The 19,597-nt window shown below is 65.3% G+C and carries 18 protein-coding genes; 7 read left to right on the forward strand and 11 right to left on the reverse strand.

All coding sequences use genetic code 11. The features are described from left to right. Positions 1 to 3: 3 nt before the first annotated feature. The 4 genes from ahcY (at position 4) to L6D89_RS06275 (ending at position 5,137) form a co-directional block, all read left to right on the forward strand. On the forward strand, positions 4 to 1,413 hold the full coding sequence (gene ahcY / locus L6D89_RS06260) for an adenosylhomocysteinase (protein ID WP_236199115.1): 1,410 nt from the start codon (positions 4 to 6) through the stop codon (positions 1,411 to 1,413). A 66-nt stretch (positions 1,414 to 1,479) separates the two neighbouring features. Next, a complete protein-coding gene (locus L6D89_RS06265; protein WP_236199116.1) occupies positions 1,480 to 2,010 on the forward strand; it encodes an HD domain-containing protein in 531 nt (176 codons plus the stop codon). A gap of 54 nt (positions 2,011 to 2,064) precedes the next feature. Then, on the forward strand, positions 2,065 to 2,913 hold the full coding sequence (gene metF / locus L6D89_RS06270) for a methylenetetrahydrofolate reductase [NAD(P)H] (protein WP_236171180.1): 849 nt from the start codon (positions 2,065 to 2,067) through the stop codon (positions 2,911 to 2,913). A gap of 154 nt (positions 2,914 to 3,067) precedes the next feature. After that, positions 3,068 to 5,137: an RNA helicase RhlE2 gene (locus L6D89_RS06275; protein WP_236199117.1), complete on the forward strand. Its 2,070-nt coding sequence runs from the start codon at positions 3,068 to 3,070 to the stop codon at positions 5,135 to 5,137. A gap of 308 nt (positions 5,138 to 5,445) precedes the next feature. Here L6D89_RS06275 and L6D89_RS06280 read toward each other — a convergent pair whose 3' ends face one another. The 7 genes from L6D89_RS06280 to pip all read right to left on the reverse strand — a co-directional run bounded on the left by L6D89_RS06280 (position 5,446) and on the right by pip (position 13,971). Further along, positions 5,446 to 6,180, reverse strand: coding sequence for an amino acid ABC transporter ATP-binding protein (locus L6D89_RS06280; protein WP_233297439.1), 735 nt, complete (start codon positions 6,178 to 6,180; stop codon positions 5,446 to 5,448). Further along, complete coding sequence (locus L6D89_RS06285) at positions 6,173 to 7,135, reverse strand: amino acid ABC transporter permease (RefSeq protein ID WP_169935888.1); 963 nt, start codon at positions 7,133 to 7,135, stop codon at positions 6,173 to 6,175. Before L6D89_RS06285 ends, L6D89_RS06280 begins: the two co-directional genes overlap by 8 nt. Positions 7,136 to 7,208: 73 nt before the next feature. Then, positions 7,209 to 8,006 (reverse strand): transporter substrate-binding domain-containing protein, encoded by a 798-nt coding sequence (locus L6D89_RS06290; protein WP_236199118.1) that lies wholly within the window; start codon positions 8,004 to 8,006, stop codon positions 7,209 to 7,211. A gap of 223 nt (positions 8,007 to 8,229) precedes the next feature. After that, positions 8,230 to 10,803 carry a glucans biosynthesis glucosyltransferase MdoH gene (gene mdoH / locus L6D89_RS06295; RefSeq protein WP_236199119.1) on the reverse strand — a complete coding sequence of 858 codons (2,574 nt, stop codon included), beginning with the start codon at positions 10,801 to 10,803 and terminating at the stop codon, positions 8,230 to 8,232. After that, complete coding sequence (locus tag L6D89_RS06300) at positions 10,796 to 12,364, reverse strand: glucan biosynthesis protein G (RefSeq protein WP_373874929.1); 1,569 nt, start codon at positions 12,362 to 12,364, stop codon at positions 10,796 to 10,798. The genes mdoH and L6D89_RS06300 overlap by 8 nt, the downstream gene beginning before the upstream one ends. A gap of 201 nt (positions 12,365 to 12,565) precedes the next feature. Next, on the reverse strand, positions 12,566 to 13,003 hold the full coding sequence (gene dtd, locus L6D89_RS06305; protein ID WP_236199120.1) for a D-aminoacyl-tRNA deacylase: 438 nt from the start codon (positions 13,001 to 13,003) through the stop codon (positions 12,566 to 12,568). Beyond that, the gene (pip, locus tag L6D89_RS06310) at positions 13,000 to 13,971 is read right to left on the reverse strand and encodes a prolyl aminopeptidase (RefSeq protein ID WP_236171176.1); all 972 of its coding nucleotides are present in this window, start codon (positions 13,969 to 13,971) and stop codon (positions 13,000 to 13,002) included. The genes dtd and pip overlap by 4 nt, the downstream gene beginning before the upstream one ends. Positions 13,972 to 14,150: 179 nt before the next feature. On the opposite strand from pip, the gene L6D89_RS06315 reads away from it, so the two are divergent. Together L6D89_RS06315 and L6D89_RS06320 are read left to right on the forward strand one after the other, a co-directional pair. Next, the gene (locus L6D89_RS06315) at positions 14,151 to 14,579 is read left to right on the forward strand and encodes a hypothetical protein (RefSeq protein WP_236171175.1); all 429 of its coding nucleotides are present in this window, start codon (positions 14,151 to 14,153) and stop codon (positions 14,577 to 14,579) included. Beyond that, entirely contained in the window at positions 14,576 to 15,052 is a 477-nt protein-coding gene (locus L6D89_RS06320; protein WP_236199121.1) for an NUDIX domain-containing protein, read from the forward strand. Before L6D89_RS06315 ends, L6D89_RS06320 begins: the two co-directional genes overlap by 4 nt. 5 nt (positions 15,053 to 15,057) lie before the next feature. Here L6D89_RS06320 and L6D89_RS06325 read toward each other — a convergent pair whose 3' ends face one another. Genes L6D89_RS06325 through L6D89_RS06335 form a run of 3 tightly spaced genes read right to left on the reverse strand, consistent with a single transcriptional unit; the run spans position 15,058 to position 17,616 of the window. Further along, positions 15,058 to 15,957: a transporter substrate-binding domain-containing protein gene (locus L6D89_RS06325; RefSeq protein ID WP_236199122.1), complete on the reverse strand. Its 900-nt coding sequence runs from the start codon at positions 15,955 to 15,957 to the stop codon at positions 15,058 to 15,060. 39 nt (positions 15,958 to 15,996) lie between these two features. Next, entirely contained in the window at positions 15,997 to 16,347 is a 351-nt protein-coding gene (locus L6D89_RS06330; RefSeq protein WP_054910854.1) for a RidA family protein, read from the reverse strand. A gap of 24 nt (positions 16,348 to 16,371) precedes the next feature. After that, entirely contained in the window at positions 16,372 to 17,616 is a 1,245-nt protein-coding gene (locus tag L6D89_RS06335) for a D-amino acid dehydrogenase (RefSeq protein ID WP_236199123.1), read from the reverse strand. Positions 17,617 to 17,679: 63 nt separating this feature from the next. Between L6D89_RS06335 and L6D89_RS06340 the strand changes: the two genes are divergently transcribed. Beyond that, positions 17,680 to 18,660, forward strand: coding sequence for a LysR family transcriptional regulator (locus L6D89_RS06340; protein ID WP_236199124.1), 981 nt, complete (start codon positions 17,680 to 17,682; stop codon positions 18,658 to 18,660). Positions 18,661 to 18,758: 98 nt separating this feature from the next. On the opposite strand, the gene hutG is transcribed toward L6D89_RS06340, so the two are convergent. Next, the gene (hutG, locus tag L6D89_RS06345; RefSeq protein ID WP_236199125.1) at positions 18,759 to 19,562 is read right to left on the reverse strand and encodes an N-formylglutamate deformylase; all 804 of its coding nucleotides are present in this window, start codon (positions 19,560 to 19,562) and stop codon (positions 18,759 to 18,761) included. Positions 19,563 to 19,597: the final 35 nt, after the last annotated feature.

The raw sequence follows: 19,597 nt of genomic DNA on the forward strand, positions 1-19,597 counted from the left end.
CGCATGAGCGCTGTCATGACGCCTGCCGGTTTTACCGACTTCAAAGTCGCCGACATTTCCCTGGCTGCCTGGGGCCGCCGTGAGCTGATCATTGCCGAGTCCGAAATGCCGGCGCTGATGGGCCTGCGCCGCAAGTACGCCGCCAGCCAGCCGCTCAAGGGCGCGAAAATCCTCGGCTGCATCCACATGACCATCCAGACCGGCGTCCTCATCGAGACCCTGACTGCGCTGGGCGCCGAAGTGCGCTGGTCGAGCTGCAACATCTTCTCCACCCAGGACCAGGCCGCTGCTGCCATCGCCGCCGCCGGCATCCCGGTGTTCGCCTGGAAGGGCGAAACCGAGCAGGAATACGAGTGGTGCATCGAGCAGACCATCCTCAAGGATGGCCAGCCGTGGGACGCCAACATGGTGCTGGACGACGGCGGTGACCTGACCGAGATCCTGCACAAGAAATACCCGCAGATGCTCGAACGTATCCACGGCGTGACCGAGGAAACCACCACCGGCGTACACCGCCTGCTCGACATGCTCAAGGCCGGCACCCTGAAAGTCCCGGCGATCAACGTCAACGACGCGGTCACCAAGAGCAAGAACGACAACAAGTACGGCTGCCGTCACAGCCTGAACGACGCCATCAAGCGCGGCACCGACCACCTGCTGTCGGGCAAGCAGGCGCTGGTGATCGGCTACGGCGACGTGGGCAAGGGCTCCGCCCAGTCCCTGCGCCAGGAAGGCATGATCGTGAAGGTCTCCGAAATCGACCCGATCTGCGCCATGCAGGCCTGCATGGACGGCTTCGAGCTGGTCTCCCCGTACAAGAACGGCCTGAACGATGGCACCGAAGCCAGCGTTGACGCCGCCCTGCTGGGCAAGATCGACCTGATCGTCACCACCACCGGCAACGTCAACGTCTGCGACGCCGGCATGCTGAAAGCGCTGAAGAAGCGCGCCGTGGTGTGCAACATCGGTCACTTCGACAACGAGATCGACACCGCCTTCATGCGCAAGACCTGGGCCTGGGAAGAGGTCAAGCCGCAGGTGCACAAGATCCACCGCACCGGCGCCGGCGACTTCGATCCGGCCAACGACGACTACCTGATCCTGCTGGCCGAAGGCCGCCTGGTGAACCTGGGCAACGCCACCGGCCACCCGAGCCGCATCATGGATGGCTCCTTCGCCAACCAGGTACTGGCGCAGATCTTCCTGTTCGAGCAGAAGTACGCCGACCTCTCCGCCGAGAAGAAAGCCGAACGCCTGACCGTCGAAGTACTGCCGAAGAAACTGGACGAAGAAGTCGCCCTGGAGATGGTCAAAGGCTTCGGTGGCGTCGTCACCCAGCTGACCCCGAAACAGGCCGAGTACATCGGCGTGACCGTGGCAGGCCCGTTCAAGCCGGACACCTACCGCTACTGATGTGCCAGAGGGCAGACGAGCAATCGTCTGCCCTCTTTGCCATTGGGCGCCATCGGGAAACCTTGCATGGACCTGCAGGACAGCTACAACCAGGCCTGGCTCTTCGCCGCCGGCGCGCACGCCGGGCAGACGCTGACGGCCTCGACGCTGCCCTACGCGGTGCACCTGGCAATGGTGGCCAACGAAGTGATGGCGGCCGACCGCGAAGCGCCCATCCTGCGCCTGGCGGAAACCGTCCAGATTGCACTGCTGCACGACGTACTCGAAGACACTGCGGTGCCCTTGCAGGAGTTGCACAACCGTTTCGGTGAATTCGTCGCCAACGGCGCCGAAGCCCTGAGCAAGCTTGTCGATGGAGAGAAACTGCCCTTCGACACTTACCTCGAACGGCTGGCGACGGGACCCGTGCAGTATGCGATCGTCAAGCTGTGCGACCGGATCACCAACCTGCAGCCGCCACCCTCGACCTGGGCGCGGAGCAAGATCAGCGAATACCATGGGGAGTCGCAGCGAATCCTGGCCAGCCTCGGCCACGTTCACGGCCCCAGCGCCGAGCGACTGCGCACGAAGATAGACAACTACCGCCGTTACTTCTGAAGTCGACGGCACATGCCGGCAGCCACGCGATGACGCGGCGCCGAAGGAACGACCATGAGTCAGAAAGAACGCCGTTTCAGCTTCGAGTTCTTCCCCGCCAAGACCGAAGCCGGCCATGAAAAACTGCTGGGCACCGCGCGCCAGCTGGCCGCGAAAAAGCCCGACTTCTTCTCCTGCACCTATGGTGCCGGCGGCTCCACTCGCGACCGTACCCTGACCACCGTGCTGCAACTGGACGGCGACGTGCAGGTGCCCACCGCGCCGCACCTGTCCTGCGTCGGCGACACCAGGGCCGAGCTTTCCGCCCTGCTGGCCCACTACAAGGACGCCGGCATCCGGCGCATCGTCGCCCTGCGTGGCGACCTGCCCTCGGGCATGGGCATGGCCAGCGGCGAACTGCGCTACGCCAACGAACTGGTGGAATTCATCCGCGCCGAAACCGGCGATCACTTCCACATCGAAGTTGCCGCCTATCCGGAAGTTCACCCGCAAGCGCGCAATTTCGAGGATGATTTGGCGAATTTCGTGCGCAAGGTCAAAGCCGGCGCCGACTCTGCCATCACACAATACTTCTTCAACGCCGACAGCTACTTCCATTTTGTCGAGCGTGCGGAGAAACTCGGTGTCAGCATCCCGGTCGTACCGGGTATCATGCCGATCACCAACTACACCAAACTGGCACGCTTCTCCGACGCCTGTGGCGCGGAAATCCCCCGCTGGATTCGCAAGCAGCTGGAAGCCTACGGCGACGATATCGCCAGCATCCAGGCCTTTGGTGAGCAGGTCATTACCGAAATGTGCGAACGCCTTCTGGAAGGCGGCGCTCCCGGTCTGCATTTCTACACCCTGAACCAGGCTGAACCCAGCCTGGCGCTCTGGAACAACCTCAAGCTCCCCCGCTGAGGATCATTGCTCCGGGCTTACCGTCCGCGATCCCGGCCAGCGCAACGCCGGCGTATCGTGGGCGGAGTGCTCCCAGCCCAAGGCTGAGCGCTCGCCCCGAGCTTGAAATCACGCGCCCTCGAGCCGGCAGGTTGCCGGCCTACAGGAACCCCGCATGTCCTTTACTTCCCTCGGTCTCTCCGAGGCCCTGGCTGGCGCCGTTGAAGCCGCCGGCTACGCGCGCCCCACTCCCGTTCAGGAACGCGCCATCCCCGCCGTACTGCAAGGCCGCGACCTCATGGTTGCTGCCCAGACCGGCACCGGCAAGACCGGCGGCTTCGCCCTCCCGGTGCTCGAGCGCCTGTTCCCCGAAGGCCACCCGGACCGCGAACACCGTCATGGCCCGCGCCAGACCCGCGTACTGGTGCTGACGCCGACCCGCGAACTGGCTGCCCAGGTACACGACAGCTTCAAGGTCTACGCCCGCGATCTGCCGCTGAAAAGCGCCTGCATCTTCGGCGGCGTCGGCATGAATCCGCAGGTGCAGGCCATGTCCAAGGGCGTCGACGTCCTGGTTGCCTGCCCTGGCCGCCTGCTCGACCTGATCGGTCAGGGCAGCGTCGACCTGTCCCGCGTGGAAATCCTCGTTCTCGACGAAGCCGACCGCATGCTCGACATGGGCTTCATCCACGACGTGAAGAAGGTCCTCGCCAAGCTGCCGGCCAAGCGCCAGAACCTGCTGTTCTCGGCGACCTTCTCGAAAGACATCATCGACCTCACCAACAAGCTCCTGCACAACCCGGAGCGCATCGAGGTCACTCCGCCGAACACCACCGTCGAGCGTATCGAACAACGCGTGTTCCGCATCCCGTCGGTGCAGAAGCGCGCCCTGCTGGCGCACCTGGTCACCGTGGGTGCCTGGGAACAGGTGCTGGTGTTCACCCGCACCAAGCACGGCGCCAACCGTCTCGCCGAGTACCTGAGCAAGCACGGCCTGCCGGCCGCCGCGATCCACGGCAACAAGAGCCAGAACGCGCGCACCAAGGCCCTGGCCGACTTCAAGGCCAACGACGTGCGCATCCTGGTCGCCACCGACATCGCTGCCCGCGGCCTGGACATCGATCAGTTGCCCCACGTGGTCAACTACGAGCTGCCCAACGTCGAGGAAGACTACGTCCACCGCATCGGCCGTACTGGCCGCGCCGGTCGCACCGGTGAAGCCATCTCGCTGGTGGCGCCGGACGAGGACAAGCTGCTCAAGGCCATCGAGCGCCTGACCAAGCAGCGCATCCCCGATGGCGACATGCAGGGCTTCGACCCGGACAGCGTGCTGCCGGAAGTCCAGCAGCCCGAACCCAAGGAAGCCACCCAGCGCCAGCCGCGCAAGGACAAGGCCAAGCGTGGCGAGCGCAAGGACCGCAACAAGGACAAGCCGCAGCAGGCCCAGGGCGAAGAAGCGCAGACCGCTGCGCCCGCCGCTGAAGGTGAGTCCGCCGAGGGCGACAAGCCTGCCGGCAAGCGCCGCCGCCGTGGCGGTCGCGGCAAGAAGAAGGGCGACGGCCAGGGCGGCGATGCTCAGCCGAACGCTAACGCGCAGACTCGTGAACCGCGCGAGCCGCGTGAGCCCCGTCAACCGCGCCAGCAGGATCAGGGCCGCCAGCAGCAGGCCAAGCCAGCCCGCGCGCCGAAGGTCGACGGTAACCGCGATCCGGAAGAATTCCTCGACGACGACTTCGACAACTTCGGCAACCGTGCCGATTACGTCAGCCCGTTCCCGGACAAGGACCAGCAACGCAGCCAGCGCCGCCGTGGCGGTCAAGGCCAGGGCCAGGCTCAAGGCCAGAATCAGGGCCAGGGCCAGCAGCGTCCGCGCGGCCAGGGTGGTCAGGGCGCCGGCCAGGGCGGCCAAGGCCGTGGCCAGGGTCAAGGACAAGGCCAGGGCAAGGCCGCGAAGAAGCCCAATGGCAGCGGCGCTCGTGGTCATGGCAGCAACGGCCAGGGCAAGCAGGGTCAGGGGCAAGGCCAGCGCAAGCGCGGTGGCAAGGCTCCGGCCTCGCGCATGAACGACGCCCCGCTGCGCGAGCCGAGCGAATACGGCGCCGCCAAGCCGACCCGCCAGCCGGTAGTAATCAACAAGCGCGATCTGGTCCGCACCGACCGCTTCCCGACGCCGGAGCAACTGGAAGAGCTGGAACCGCGCCGCAAGACCGAGCGTCCCGCGCTGCTGACCCGCAACCGCGACTGACGCTGCAGAAGAAACCGCCCTCCGGGGCGGTTTCTTTTTGTCCGGGATTTGTCGCCGGAGCCTACGTGAAAGTTCTGCGCTCGGGTCGGCCCTCACCCTAACCCTCTCCCAAGGGGAGAGGGAACCGTTAGGTGCAGGATGAAAGCTCAGTGTCAGCCGGCTCGGGCTGCCCCCTCTCCCTGAGGGAGAGGGCTGGGGTGAGGGGGATGCATTGGTACGGACTCCCCAGGAAAAGACAGTTGTTCCTACCCACCTCTCCAGACACAAAAAAGCCGCCCGAAGGCGGCTCTTTCACGACAGCGAAAACCTCACAGCACCTGCCGCAGGAAGCTCTGCGCGCGCGCATCCTTCGGCTGGGCGAAGAACTCCGCTGGCGCGGCATCCTCCAGCAGCTTGCCGTGATCGAAGAACAGCACGCGGTCCGCCACTTCGCGGGCGAAGCCCATCTCGTGGGTCACGCAGACCATGGTCATGCCTTCCACGGCCAGGGTCTTCATCACGTCCAGCACCTCGCCGACCATTTCCGGGTCGAGCGCCGAGGTCGGTTCGTCGAACAGCATCACCTTCGGGTCCATGCACAGCGCGCGGGCAATGGCCACGCGCTGCTGCTGGCCGCCGGAGAGACGCGACGGGTATTCGTTGGCCTTCTGGCCGATGCCGACCTTATCCAGCAGCGCCCTGGCCTTGGCCTCGCGCTCCGCCTTGCCTCGTTTGCGCACGACTTTCTGCGCCAGGCAGAGGTTTTCCAGCACGGTCATGTGCGGGAACAGGTTGAAATGCTGGAACACCATGCCGACTTCGCGGCGGTAGGCGTTGACGTCGGTCTTCGGGTTGGCGAGGTCGAGGCCGTCGATGCTCACCGAGCCGGAGTCGAACTCCTCCAGGCCATTCAGGCAACGCAGGAAGGTGGACTTGCCCGAGCCGGATGGGCCGATTACCACCACCACTTCGCCCTTGGCCACGCCGGTGGTGACGTCATCCACCGCGCGCACGACTTGCCCGCGGGTATCGAAGACCTTGGTCAGATTACGGACTTCAATCACTTTGGCCGAGCCTCCGCTCCAGGCGCCCCGCCAGATGCGACAGCGGCAGGTTGATCACGAGGTAGAGGGCGGCGACGCAGAACCAGATCTCAAAGGTGGAGAACGAGGTGGTGATCGCCTCGCGGCCGCTCTTGGTCAGTTCGGTGATGGCGATCACCGAGACCAGGGAAGTGTCTTTCACCAGGCTGATGAACTGCCCCGCCAACGGCGGCAGCACGCGCTTGAAGGCCTGCGGCAGGATCACGTGGCGCATCGACTGCGCGGCGTTCAGGCCCAGGGAGCGCGCCGCCTCGTCCTGGCCACGGGCGATGGACTGCACGCCGGCACGGACGATTTCGGCCACATACGCGCCGGTGAACAGCGCCAGCGCCGCCACGCCAGCGAACTCGCGGGAGAGGTTCAGCACGGTGCCGATGAAGAAGTAGAAGATAAAGATCTGCACCAGCAGCGGCGTACCGCGCACCAGCTCGACGTAGAGGGTCGAGAGGTCGTGCAGGGTCGGATTCTTCGACAGGCGGCAGAGACCGGTGAACAGGCCGATGAACAGGCCGAACGCGCCGGAAACAAAGGAGATCCACAGCGTGGTCCACAGGCCCCAGGCGAGCGGGCCGGCCGCCCAGTGGCGGGTCGCGCCAACTACATCACCCTCGGCGACATCGTCGTTTTCGGAGAACTGCAGGCTGTCCGCCGCAACGGTGAGCACCTGTTGCTTGCCATCCTCGTCCACAAGCGTGACACGGGCATCACTGCCCTGCGGCTCGATCTTCTCCACCCGCGAGATGCTGTCCGCACGCAGCGGTTCTTCAGCCTGATAGGCGAAGTACTGCGGGACGCGGTTCCAGCGCCACTCGTAGGAGATCAGCGAAGTGGAGTACCAGATGGCCAGGCCGATCAACAGAAGGATCAGACCGGTCAGCCCATGCCAGGGCCAGGTTGCGCGTTTCGTTCTAGCCACGAATCTCTACCGTGAAAATGCGAACGCGCAGGCCGGGGGCCTGCGCGTCGGGTCAACCAGCGTCAGACGTGGATTATTCCATGTCCTTGAGCCAGTCGGTGCTCTTGAACCACTTGTCGTGCAGACGATCGTAGGTGCCGTCCTCACGAATCTGCTTGAGGAAGTTGTTGATGAAGTTGATCGAGTCGTAGTCGCCCTTCTTCAGGCCGAAGGCCAGCGGCTCGTAGGTGAACGGCTGGTCCAGGTGCACCAGCTTGCCGGCGCCGAACTTGCCGACGGCAACGACGTTGTACGGCGAGTCGTAGATGAACGCGTCGGCCTTGCCGTTGACCACGTCCATGACTGCTTCCGGCTCGTTGTCGAAGCCGTGGTACTGCGCCTTGGACAGTTGCTTCTTGGCGACGAATTCGCCGGTGGTGCCGATCTTCGAGGTGATGCGGTACTTGGCGTCGTTCAGGTCCTTGTAGGACTTGATATCGCCTTGCAGTTCCTGGCGGATCAGCAGGGTCTGGCCAACCACGATGAACGGATCGGAGAAGTTCAGGCGCAGGTTGCGTTCCTGGGTCAGGGTCATGCCCGAGCCGATCATGTCGAACTTGTCGGTGAGCAGGGCCGGGATGATGCCGTCATAGGCGGTGGAAACCAGCTCCAGCTTGACGTTCATGGACTTGGCCATGGCCTTGAGCAGGTCCACTTCGAAGCCGACGATCTGACCACGCTTGTTGGTCATCTCGAACGGCATGTAGGTCGGGTCCATGCCCACGCGCAGGGTGCCGCGCTTGGCCGCTTCATCGATGGCGCCGGCCTGAGCCGCGCTCACGCTGACCAGGGCGCAAACGCCCATCACCAGCGATGCCAGGTACTTTTTCATCCCCATACTCCCAAGCAAGTGAAAGAACTTGTTGTTTTTTCCAGCGATCGAACCGGGCGCGCAACAGCAGGCCTTGCGCAGAAGGGTGCGAAGCGTACCCCATGCGGCGGATATCTCAATCTTTTCTGGATAGCTGGCGAAGGGTACCAGCAGCGGTGCGCGGGGAAAACAGCGGAAACCGGCAGGTCGCCCCCGTCCCGGGCGGGACGGGGGCGGCGTGCGCTCAGGATTGCGCGGCGGGCAATGCCATGGCGCCCTGCTCCGCAACCGGAGCCAGAGGCACGGCCGGGGCATGGGCATCGGCTTTCAGCGATTGCCGCCAGGGACCGATCCACTGTTCCTTGTCCCCCTGCCAGAGCGCCAGGTGCAGGCGCGACAGCGCCACCGGGTCGCTCAGCAGTGCCAGCCTGCGGTTGCCGTCGAGCTGCTCGGGACCGGCTTCCAGCGCCTTCTCGACCAGCGCAGCGCGGGTTGATTCGATGGCGGCGGACTGGCCGTGGCGAGCGGTGCCCATGGCGCAGGCCAGGGCGTTCAGCACCGGGTCGACAGCGGAACGGACGAAGCCGTCCTTCAGCGCCTGCCAGCGGTTCTGGTAGGTGTACTCGTCAGTGGCGCGCAGCTCGCGCGGGGTGTCGTATTCCTCGGGGATGAGGAACAGCTTCTCGTCGCGCGAGGCCAGGCCCAGCTTGACCCGGCTGCTGATCACCGAGACCGGGATGGACAGCATCAGCGCGCCGACGATGGGCGACAGCCACCACAGGAAACGCGGGTTCAGCCATGCCACCAGCAGCGCCCAGCACAGGCCCAGCAGGGTCTGCAGGCCGTGGCGACGGATCGCCTCGCTCCACGGGGTGTCATCATCGTCACGCTGCGGCGACTTCCACTGGGCTTCCCAGCCGAGGAACGCGGCCAGCACGAAGCGGGTGTGGAAGAGCATGCGCACTGGCGCGAGCAGCACGGAGAAGAACATCTCCAGGAGCATGCTCAGGGTCACCTTGATCACGCCACCGTAGCCCTTGGCGCCCTTGGCCCAGATCAGCATGACGCTGAGCAGTTTGGGCAGGAACAGCAGGGTCAGGGTGGTGGAGAACAGCGCGATGGCCTTTTCCGGGTGCCACTGCGGCCAGATCGGGAACAGCTGGCGCGGCTCGAGGAAGTACTGCGGCTCCATCAACTGATGCACTGCCAGCAGCGCGGTGGACAGCACCAGGAAGAAGAACCACAACGGCGCCGACAGGTAGGACATCACGCCGGTGAGGAACACCGCGCGGTGCACCGGGTGCATGCCCTTGACCAGGAACAGGCGGAAGTTCATCAGGTTGCCGTGGCACCAGCGACGGTCGCGCTTGAGCTCGTCCAGCAGGTTGGGCGGCAATTCCTCGTAGCTGCCTTCCAGGTCGTAGGCGATCCACACGCCCCAGCCGGCGCGGCGCATCAGCGCGGCTTCGACGAAGTCGTGGGAGAGGATCGCACCGGCAAAGGAGCCCTTGCCCGGCAACGGCGCCAGGGCGCAGTGCTCGATGAAGGGTTTCACCCGGATGATCGCGTTGTGGCCCCAGTAGTGGGATTCGCCCAGCTGCCAGAAGTGCAGGCCGGCGGTGAACAGCGGGCCGTAGACGCGGGTAGCGAACTGCTGCATGCGCGCATAGAGGGTGTCCATGCCCGACGCCTTGGGCGCGGTCTGGATGATGCCAGCCTCGGGATTGGCCTCCATCAGGCGCACCAGCTTGGTCAGGCAATCGCCGCTCATCACGCTGTCGGCGTCCATGACGACCATGTACTTGTACTGGCCGCCCCAGCGACGGCAGAAGTCGTCGATGTTGCCGCTCTTGCGCTTCACCCGGCGCCGGCGGCGGCGGTAGAAGATGCGACCGAAGCCCAGGGCTTCCTTGCACAGCTCGATCCAGGCCTTTTCTTCGGCCATGGCGATATCGGGCTGGTTGGTGTCGCTGAGCACGAAGAAGTCGAAGCGATCCAGTTCGCCACTCGCCTCGACCGACTCATAGGTCGCCCGCAGGCCGGCAAACACGCGCGGCACATCTTCGTTGCAGATCGGCATGACGATGGCGGTGCGCGCATCGGCGGCGATCGGCTCGCTGCCGGCGCTACTGCCGGAGATGCGATAGCGGTCGCGGCCGGTGAGCAGTTCCCAGAAGCCCATCAGGGCGGTCCAGAAACCCGCCGACACCCAACAGAAAAGGATGGCGAACAGCGCCAGCACGCCGAACTGGATGGCGTAGGGCAGCACCTGCTCCAGGGTCTGCAGCCAGGTCTGGCGGTTGATCTCTTCGAGGTCGACGAAGGCCCAGCCCTGGTAGGGCAGGATGCCTTTCATGTAGTAGGTGGCGACGGTGGTCTGGCCGAGCATGAGCAGGACCAGGATGAATCGACGCAACGAGCCGACCCGCTGCCAGCGCGCCTTGGGCAGGTCGCGGGCAGGCTTGGCGGGGTTGCTGCGACCGGTCAGGCGACGCCAGCCGCGCATGATCGGGTTGGTGCGCCAGGGTTCGGGAATCACCTTGGTGCGCTGGATCGGCGGCGCGGCCTTGAGGTAGGTACGGCCGTTGTCGTCCATGCCCAGCATCTGGGCGTCCTCGAGGTCCTGGCCGTAGCCGTGGCGCAGCCGCGCACCGACCGAAGCCAGCGCAGCGTCATCACCCTGGACATCGCCAGCGAGCTGCTCGTGCAGCTCGCTGAAGGAACCGGCCTGGGCCAGCTTCTCGCGCTCCTGCGCCGAAAGGGGCAGGTGCGCGAGGTAGTCGGCCACCGGCGCGGTGGTAGCGGTGGAGTTATTCATCGGCAGGCAGCTGGTAGCTCCAGGTTTCGGAGATGGTCTGACCGCCGTTTACCAGCGCAGCACGCATTTCCGTCGGCTTCTTCGGATCCTTGACCTTGATCCGCAGGGTCAGGCGCCAGCCCTTGGTCACTGCGTTGTAGCGCAGGCTGTTTTCCTTCACTTCAGCGTTGTCGTCGGTGCTTACCTGGGTGCTTACCGGGGCATCGCCGGCCAGAGCCTTCAGGGTCGGGCCGACAAAATCGACGACCAGTGCCACGCTGCCGTCAGGCTGGCGGATCAGGTTCTTCTGCTTGACGTCGCCGACCGAGCGCAGGGTCTGCATGACCCAGGCGTTCTTGGCGTCGTGCAGGGCTTCCTCGTCCTTGGTCCAGCGCATGCGGTAGGCGAAGTCCAGCGGCTCGCCGGCTTCCGGGCGCTTCTCGGGGTTCCAGAAGGCCACGATATTGTCGTTGGTCTCGTCCGGCGTGGGGATCTCCACCAGCTCGATGGTGCCCTTGCCCCAGTCACCCTGCGGCTCGACCCAGGCGGACGGACGCAGGTCGTAGCGATCGTCCAGGTCTTCGTAGCGGGAGAACTCGCGGCCACGCTGCAGCAGGCCGAAGCCTTTCGGGTTCTCGACGCTGTAGGCGCTGACGGACAGGTGTTTCGGGTTGTTCAGCGGGCGCCAGATCCACTCGTCGTTGCCGGCATGGATCTGCAGGCCGGCGGAATCATGCAGCTCCGGACGGAAGTTGTGCTCCGCCGACGGCTGGTTGGAGCCGAACAGGAACATGCTGGTCAGCGGCGCCAGGCCCAGCTTGCTCACCTTGTCGCGCAGGAACACGCGGGCCTTCACATCGACCACGGTGTCATTGCCCGGGCGAATGGTGAAGCGGTACGCGCCGGTCGCACGGGGCGAGTCCAGCAGCGCGAAGATCACCAGGTGCTTGTCCTTGGGCTTGGGCTTCTCGATCCAGAACTCGCGGAAGCGCGGGAACTCCTCACCCGACGGCAGCGCGGTGTCCAGCGCCAGGCCGCGGGCGGACAGGCCCCACCACTGGTCCTTGCCGATGATGCGGAAGTAGCTCGCGCCCAGGAAGGTGGCGATCTCGTCCTGTTTGTCGGGCGAGTTGATCGGGTACAGCAGGCGGAAGCCGGCGTAGCCCAGATCCTTGGTGGCATTGGCGTCGAACTTCAGGGAACCGAAGTCGAAACGAGAGGGATCGTACTTGATCTCCTTGACGTCGGTCGCCGTGACTTCATTGATCTTCACCGGGGTGTCGAAGTGCATGCCCTGGTGATAGAAGCTGATCTTGAAGGGGGTTTTCTCGTCGGCCCAGTAAGCCTTCTCGTTACGGAAGCGGATCTGCTGGTAATCGGCGAACTTCATTTCGCTGAATTCCGATGGCAGGTTGCTCGTCGGTGCGCTGTACTTCTCAGCTGCCAGCGCCTTGGCCTGTTCGCCAACGTCGTCGAGATTGAAGGCCCAGGCATGGGTAGCGCTCAACGCCAACAGGGCGGAGCCGACCAGTCCGCGAAGGATGTGGCGCGAAAGCGGTTGTTGAACGGAACGGAAAATCACGAGTCCCCCTCGTCCGTGAACACAAAACGATTAAAGCCAGCAAAGGCGATGCCAAATTGCCGGCGATTGAATTCCGACCCCGGTGAGCCTGAATGATTCCCCGATTTTTTCCACGGGTACTTCTGGCTCCCGGAGGCGCATTGTTCTAAGTGCATAAGCCCTAACCATCATCCCACGGCGATATGACAAGCTGCCGCGCGTTCAAGCCTCCAGTAGAAAGGTCACCGGGCCGTCATTGACCAGGTGGACCTGCATGTTGGCGCCAAAACGGCCAGTGGCGACCAGCGAATGACGCTCTCGCGCCTGTTCCACGAGTAGATCGAACAACGCGGCGCCCTTTTCAGGTGACGCCGCGCTGGAAAAGCTCGGTCGCAGCCCCTTTCGGGTATCTGCGGCCAGGGTGAACTGCGAGACCAGCAGCAGGCCGCCGCCGACATCGCTCAATGAAAGGTTCATTTTACCTTCATCGTCGCCAAACACTCGATAGTTAAGCAGCTTGTGCAACAAACGGTTCACGGAAGCCTCATCATCCTGGGGTTCGACCCCCACCAGGGCCAGCAGCCCATGGTCGATGGCGCCGACGATTTCGCCGTCGACTTCGACACGGGCACCGCGCACCCGCTGGATCAGCCCCTTCATTCGGCCTCCGGCGGCAGGTTCAGCAGGCGGCGGCCGATCTCGTTGGTGGCTCGCACCAGCGCATCGGTGATGCCCGGCTCGCCGGCCACATGGCCGGCATCGCGGACGATCTGCAGTTCGCTGTTGGGCCAGGCCTTGTGCAGCGCCCAGGCGTTGTCCAGCGGGCAGACCACGTCATAGCGGCCATGCACGATCACGCCCGGCAGGTGGGCGATCTTGTGCATGTCGCGCAGCAACTGGTCGGGCTCCAGGAAGCCATTGTTGACGAAGTAGTGGTTCTCGATGCGGGCGATGGACAACGAACGGTGCGGATCGGCAAAGCGCTCGACCACCGCCGGGTTCGGTCGCAGCGTGGCGGTGCGGCCTTCCCAGGTGGACCAGGCACGCGCCGCGTGCATCTGGGCAATCTGGTCCGGACCGGTCAGGCGGCGATGGAAGGCGTTCAGCAGGTCGCCGTGCTCGTCGGCAGGGATCGGCGCCAGGTAGTCTTCCCAGTAATCGGGGAACAGGCGGCTCGCGCCTTCCTGGTAGAACCAGCGGATTTCCTGCGGACGACAGAGGAAGATGCCGCGCACGATCAGCGCCAGCACGCGCTCGGGATGGGCCTGGGCATAGGCCAGCGACAGGGTCGAGCCCCAGGAGCCACCGAACAGCACCCACTTGTCGATGCCCAGGTGCTCACGGATTCGCTCGATGTCCTGCACCAGGTGCCAGGTGGTGTTGTTCTCCAGGCTCGCGTAGGGCGTGGAGCGGCCGCAACCGCGCTGGTCGAAGGTGACGATGCGGTAGAGGTTGGGATCGAAGAAGCGCCGCGACATGGCATCACAACCGGAGCCCGGACCACCATGGATGAACAGAACCGGCAGTCCGTCGGGCGTGCCACTCTCGTCCACATAGAGGACGTGCGGCGCTTCGACGGCCAGTTCATGGCGCGCGTAAGGCTTGATTTCCGGATACAAAGTTTGCATGGCTCGCTCCTGGATCAGTGCGTACGGTCGCTCCCGGACCAGTAACCATCCTAGGGCCTGTCGCCTACTTATAGAAAGTCGCGTTGTCGCGGCACGACTTCCATCGAAAGTCTTCGGACCCCACGGTGTCGGGCATGATACTCGGGCCAGCGAAAAACCCATAAGGGAGTTAGTGAGCCATGCCACGGAAGTTGTTTCTTTCTCTATTCCTGCTGCTGTTCGCCTTGACCGGCTGCGACCGGGACGATCCGCGCGCGCAGCTGGATGCCGCGGTCAAGCAACTGCAGGACAACCTCGAAGCGAAGAATAGCGGGGCCGTGATCGATCAGTTGGCCGGCGACTTCCGCGCCAACGGCGAATTCGATCGCGACTGGGCCAGGCGCACCATGACGCTGATGTTCCTGCGCCACCAGCAGGTCAAGGTGATCCTGCTCAGCAGCGAAAGCAGGCTCGACCCGACCTACGCCAATCGCGGCCACACTGACGCGCAGGTGGCCCTCACTGGCGCCGAGAACTTCATCCCCGACAGCGCCGGGCATTACTCCGTGAAGCTGGAATGGTGGCGCGACGGCGCCGACTGGAAACTGGCGAGGCTCGACTGGCAATGACGTCCCCCCTGCAACACCGCATCCGCGCTGCCGGGCTGCTGCTACGCAACGACGAAATCCTGCTGGTGCGTCATGCGGTCGCCGGCAATGAGTACTGGATCCCGCCGGGCGGCGGCTTCGAGTCGGACAAGGACGAGTCCACCCGCGACACCGTGCGCCGCGAGTGCCGCGAGGAAACCGGGCTGGCCGTGGAAGTCGGCCCACTGGTCTACGTGCGCGAATTCGCCGAGCCAGTGGCCGGGCGCTTCCACATGGAGCTGTTCTATCGCGTCGACGCCTGGGATGGCCGGGTCAGCCTGGACAACCTGCGCGGCCTGGGCGGCGACGAGTTCGATATCCGCGAGGTCGCCTGGATACCGCGCCAGGAACTGCCGCGCCTGCCTTCCTACTACCCCGCCGAATTGCTCGACGACGTCTGGGAACGCCTGGCCGAGGCGCAGCCACTGATCCGCCACCTCGGCCTGCAACGCTAGCGGCGTTACTGCACCGGTTCGCTGGTGGGCCTGGCGATGATCGCCTGCAGCTCGGCAGTCATGGGGAATTCCAGGTTGAGGTTCTTCGGCGGGATCGGCTGCTCGAACCAGCGCTGGTAGATGCCCTTGATCGCGCCGGAGGAATACAGCTCGGCCAGGGTCTGGTTGACCAGGGCGAGGAACTGCGGATCGTCCTTGCGCACCATGCAAGCGTAGATTTCCCGCGATTGCGGCTCGCCCACCACCACCCACTGGTGCGGGTCGCGGGCCTTGGCCTTTTCGCCGTAGAGCAGCGCATCGTCCATGTAGAAGGCCACCGCGCGGCCCGACTGCAGCATGAGGAAGGCCTCGCCGTGGTCCTTGGCGCTGACCACGTTCATGCCCAGCTTGTGCTCGGCGTTGTAGGCCTTGAGGTAGCGCTCGTTGGTGGTGCCGGCGGTGGTCACCACGTTCTTGCCCTCGAGGTCGGCGAAGTCCTGGATGCCGCTGTCCCTGGCGGTCAGCAACTGGCCTTTGACGTAAATGAAGCCGTAGGAGAAGGCGACCTGCTTCATGCGCTCGGCGGTGACGCCGGTGGAACCGCATTCCAGGTCCACGGTGCCGTTCTGCACCAGCGGAATGCGCGTCTGCGAGGTCACCAGGTTGTATTTCACCTTGAGATCGGGCTTGTCGAGCTTCTGCCTGATGCGCTCGACCACCTTGCCGGCCAGGTCCACCGAGTAGCCCATGGGCTGGCCACTGTTGTCGCCCAGGTAGGAGAACGGCACCGAGGCGTCGCGATAACCCAGGGTTATCGTGCCGCGCTCGGCAACTTTCTTCAGCGTGCCATCCAGTGCCTCGTTGGCCTGCGCCAGCGCGCAGACCAGGCTGGACGCTGCCAGTATTCCCAGTGCAAATCGTTTCATCGGTGCGATCCTTCTTGTTGTTGTGGGTCGGGTCGGGGTTCAGGGCCGCGCGGCAATCACCGTGATTTCCACCAGAACCTGCGGGCGCGCCAGCAGCGCCTGTACCGTGGTGCGGGTCGGTGCGCAGCCTTCCGGCAGCCAGGCGGACCAGACGCCGTTCATGGCCTCGAAATCGGCGGCGATGTCCTTGAGGTAGATGGTCGCGCTGAGGATGTTCGCCTTCCCGGTGCCGGCTTCAGCCAGCAGCGCGTCGATCTTCGCCAGCACTTCGCGGGTCTGACCCTGGATGTCGGTGGCCTGCCCGGGCACCTGCCCGGAGAGGAACACCAGCGAGCCGAAGACCATAGCGCCGGAAAGGCGGTCGTTGGTGGCGATGCGTGTGAGTTGCATGGTGAGTCTCCTGATCCGATTGAATCAGCCGGCCAATCGCGCGGGCGTCAGGCCGGTCGTGTCGATATCCGGCTGACGCCCGGCGATCTGCGCGGCAATCAGTTGCGCACTGCCACAGGCGAGGGTGAAGCCCAGCGCGCCGTGGCCGAGATTCAGCCACAGGCCACGTGGCCCGCAGGCTCCCACCAGCGGCACGCCGGTGGGCGTGGCCGGACGCATGCCGGCCCATTCGATGGCGGCGCCGTAATCGCAGGCGTCCGGAAGCGTACCCGCCGCCTGCTGGCGGATCAGCGCCAGCCGCTTGGGCTCCAGGCGCGGGTCGAAGCCGACGATATCGACCATGGCAGCGATGCGCAGACGCTCGCCGATGCGCGCATAGACCACCTTGCGGTCGTAGTCGGTGAGGCTCACTTCCAGCACGTGGTCCTCGACGCGGATTGGCGCGGTCAGGCTGTAGCCCTTCAGCGGATACAGCGGCAGGCGCGGGCCGCCCGGCAGCAGCGCGGCGCTGCGGTAGCCGGCGGCAAGCACGACGTGATCGGCTTCGAACGTCTGGCCGCCCGCCTCTACGCCGGCCACGGCGCCATGGCGCAGGACCAGCCTCGATGCCGGATGCCCGTAGACGAGGCGGCAACGGCCGGACGTCTGGAGCCGCTCGGCCAGCCGCTGGCAGAACAGGAAGCAGTCGGCGACCTCTTCGTCCGGCGTATGGATGCCACCGACGAAGGGCGCACGCGCCAGCGCCGGGTCCAGCTCGCGGCATTGCTGTGCCGAGAGCACAAATTGCGCGGCAGGATCGGACAGGTTCTGCCGCGCACTGCGGAAGCTGCCTTCATCGCGGAAGGCCACCAGCTTGCCGTTGCGGCGCCAGTCGAAGCCGTCCAGACCATCCTCCCGCCACTGCGCCAGGGTGCTCTGGCTGAACAGCGCGAGGCGCAGCAAATGTTGCGCATTGGCCTGGTTCACCGAGCGTCGGCAGGCCGCAGTGAATTCCAGCAGCCAGCGCCACTGCGCCAGGTCCAGACGCGGGCGCAGGCGCAGCGGCGAGTCGCCGCGCAGCAGCCAGCCCAGAGCCTGCTGCGGCACGCCGGCATCGGCCAGCGGCGCCACATAGCGGTAGGACAGCTGGCCGCCGTTGGCGAAGCTGGTTTCCAGCCCGGCCGCATCCCGTGCTTCCAGCACGCTGACGTCGAAGCCCTCCTGGACCAGCGCCTGCGCCGTGGCCAGCCCAACCACACCCGCGCCGATGATGCAAACCCGCTGTGCCATTGCCGTCTCACTGCCAATCGATTCCAGGCCTCGACCTTAGGGCCGGGTGACAGGCGGCGAACAATGAATAAACATGGGCAATCCATAACCTCGGGTTATACGCGCGCGTTGTTCACATCAGGGGAGACGCCCATGCGCCTGCGCCACATCGAAGTGTTCCAGGCCATCCGCGAGACCGGCTCGGTCAGCGGCGCCGCGCAGTTGCTGCACGTCTCCCAGCCGGCAGTGACCAAGGTGCTGCAGCACGCCGAGCAGCAGCTGGGCTTCCCGCTGTTCCTGCGCGTGCGCGGCAAACTGCAGGCGACCCCCGAGGCGCTGGAGTTGGAGCGCGAAGTTGCCAAGGTGACGGAAAGCCTGCAGGGCGTGCGCCGCCTGGCGCAGAGCCTGCGCGGCCAGCCGGAGAACCGCTTGCGCGTGGGCGCCACGCCGGCCCTGGCGCTGTCGCTGCTGCCGCCGGTGATCCGCGAATGGACCGACCGCTATCCGCAGAGCAGCTGCGAACTGGCGACCCAGCATTCCCGCGAGCTGATCCAGAACCTGCTGATGCGCGAGCTCGACCTTGCCCTGACCCTGCAACAGACCGACCACCCCGGCCTGCGCTCGCAGGTCATCGCCAGCGGCCCACTGGTCGCCCTGGCGCCGCGCGGCCACTGGCCGGAAGACCGTCTGGGCAAGGCGCTGACGCTGGACGAGCTGGCTGGCGAGCCGATGATCGGGCTGTCCACCTCCGACCCGCTATCCGCGCGCCTGGAAAGCCACTTGGCGAACGTCGAACCACCGCCACGCGTGCGCATTTCAGTACAGACCTACGCGCTGGCGCGCACGCTGGTGGAGGCCGGGACGGGGCTGGCGCTGGTCGACCCCTTCACGGCACTGGGCGCGGACGAAAGACTCACCGCACTGCGCCCGCTGTCGCCTCCGGTGAAGGTCACGCTCCACGCCCTGACCCGCGCCGATGAGACGCCTCCGCACACCCAGGCGCTGCTGCTGGAAATGCTGGTGCGGCATGCCGAAGGACAACTGGCACAACATCACATCGAATAAAAGACAGCTCCCTGCCACAACGGGGAAGCGCCGCCGGGATGCGTGGTCCGGTGGCGCCGCGCCGACAAGCCCCGGCGCGGCAGGAGGCTGTGTAAAACTCAGCGGCCGTAGCGCTCGCGGCCCCAGGCGATGAAGGTTTCCAGCAGGCGCCGGAGCACCTGGGCGGTCGGCGCGGCGAGGTCTTCGCGGTAGCCGAAGGGCGCGTGCTCATCCATGTAGTTGCACTGCGCGAGTTCAAGCTGCACCGCGTGCACGTTGTCCTGCGGCTGGCCGTAGTGGCGGGTGATATGACCACCCTTGAAGCGGCCGTTGAGGATGTGGCGATAGGCTGGAGCCTCGGCGCACACTGCGACCAGTCGCTCGGCCAGCGGAGCATCGCAGCTCGCGCCGCTGTTGGTGCCGATATTGAAATCCGGCAGTTTGCCGTCGAACAGGTGCGGGATGACCGAGGCGATCGAGTGGGCATCCCACAGCAGTGCGTAGCCGAACTCGGCCTTCAGCCGTGCGAGCTCGTCGGCCAGGGTCTGGTGATACGGCGTCCAGACTTCCTTGAGGTAACGCGCGCGCTCTTCCGTGGAGGGCGCCTGCCCTTCCTTGAACAGCGGGCGGCCGTCGAACAGGGTGTCCGGGTAGAGGCCGGTGGTGGCAGTGCTGTACAGCGGCTTGTCGTCGGCCGGGCGGTTGAGGTCGATGACGTAGCGCGAGTAGCCAGCGGCCAGCGTGCTGGCGCCCAGCTCTTCGGCAAAGGCGTAAAGCCGGGGAATGTGCCAGTCGGTGTCGGCCAGCTCGCGGGCCTCGTCCACCAGGCCGGCTTCCACGGCGGGGGTCAGGCGGATGCCGGGGTGCGGCATGCTGATCAGCAACGGCACGCGGCCGCGCTTGAATTCGAGAACGTTATCCATGAGGTGCTATCTCCGTATCCGGCGAAGGCTGTCCT

It is taken from the genome of Pseudomonas pseudonitroreducens (genome assembly GCF_021603645.1).
In the GTDB taxonomy this organism is placed as follows: Bacteria; Pseudomonadota; Gammaproteobacteria; order Pseudomonadales; family Pseudomonadaceae; genus Pseudomonas; species Pseudomonas pseudonitroreducens.

What these genes read in the sequence shown, in the direction of transcription:
- ahcY (WP_236199115.1), top strand. Translation starts at nt 4, where the DNA reads ATGAGCGCTGTCATGACGCCTGCCGGTTTTACCGACTTCAAAGTCGCC.
- L6D89_RS06265 (WP_236199116.1), top strand. Translation starts at nt 1,480, where the DNA reads ATGGACCTGCAGGACAGCTACAACCAGGCCTGGCTCTTCGCCGCCGGC.
- metF (WP_236171180.1), top strand. Translation starts at nt 2,065, where the DNA reads ATGAGTCAGAAAGAACGCCGTTTCAGCTTCGAGTTCTTCCCCGCCAAG.
- L6D89_RS06275 (WP_236199117.1), top strand. Translation starts at nt 3,068, where the DNA reads ATGTCCTTTACTTCCCTCGGTCTCTCCGAGGCCCTGGCTGGCGCCGTT.
- L6D89_RS06290 (WP_236199118.1), bottom strand. Translation starts at nt 8,006, where the DNA reads ATGAAAAAGTACCTGGCATCGCTGGTGATGGGCGTTTGCGCCCTGGTC.
- mdoH (WP_236199119.1), bottom strand. Translation starts at nt 10,803, where the DNA reads ATGAATAACTCCACCGCTACCACCGCGCCGGTGGCCGACTACCTCGCG.
- dtd (WP_236199120.1), bottom strand. Translation starts at nt 13,003, where the DNA reads ATGAAGGGGCTGATCCAGCGGGTGCGCGGTGCCCGTGTCGAAGTCGAC.
- pip (WP_236171176.1), bottom strand. Translation starts at nt 13,971, where the DNA reads ATGCAAACTTTGTATCCGGAAATCAAGCCTTACGCGCGCCATGAACTG.
- L6D89_RS06315 (WP_236171175.1), top strand. Translation starts at nt 14,151, where the DNA reads ATGCCACGGAAGTTGTTTCTTTCTCTATTCCTGCTGCTGTTCGCCTTG.
- L6D89_RS06320 (WP_236199121.1), top strand. Translation starts at nt 14,576, where the DNA reads ATGACGTCCCCCCTGCAACACCGCATCCGCGCTGCCGGGCTGCTGCTA.
- L6D89_RS06325 (WP_236199122.1), bottom strand. Translation starts at nt 15,957, where the DNA reads ATGAAACGATTTGCACTGGGAATACTGGCAGCGTCCAGCCTGGTCTGC.
- L6D89_RS06330 (WP_054910854.1), bottom strand. Translation starts at nt 16,347, where the DNA reads ATGCAACTCACACGCATCGCCACCAACGACCGCCTTTCCGGCGCTATG.
- L6D89_RS06335 (WP_236199123.1), bottom strand. Translation starts at nt 17,616, where the DNA reads ATGGCACAGCGGGTTTGCATCATCGGCGCGGGTGTGGTTGGGCTGGCC.
- L6D89_RS06340 (WP_236199124.1), top strand. Translation starts at nt 17,680, where the DNA reads ATGAATAAACATGGGCAATCCATAACCTCGGGTTATACGCGCGCGTTG.
- hutG (WP_236199125.1), bottom strand. Translation starts at nt 19,562, where the DNA reads ATGGATAACGTTCTCGAATTCAAGCGCGGCCGCGTGCCGTTGCTGATC.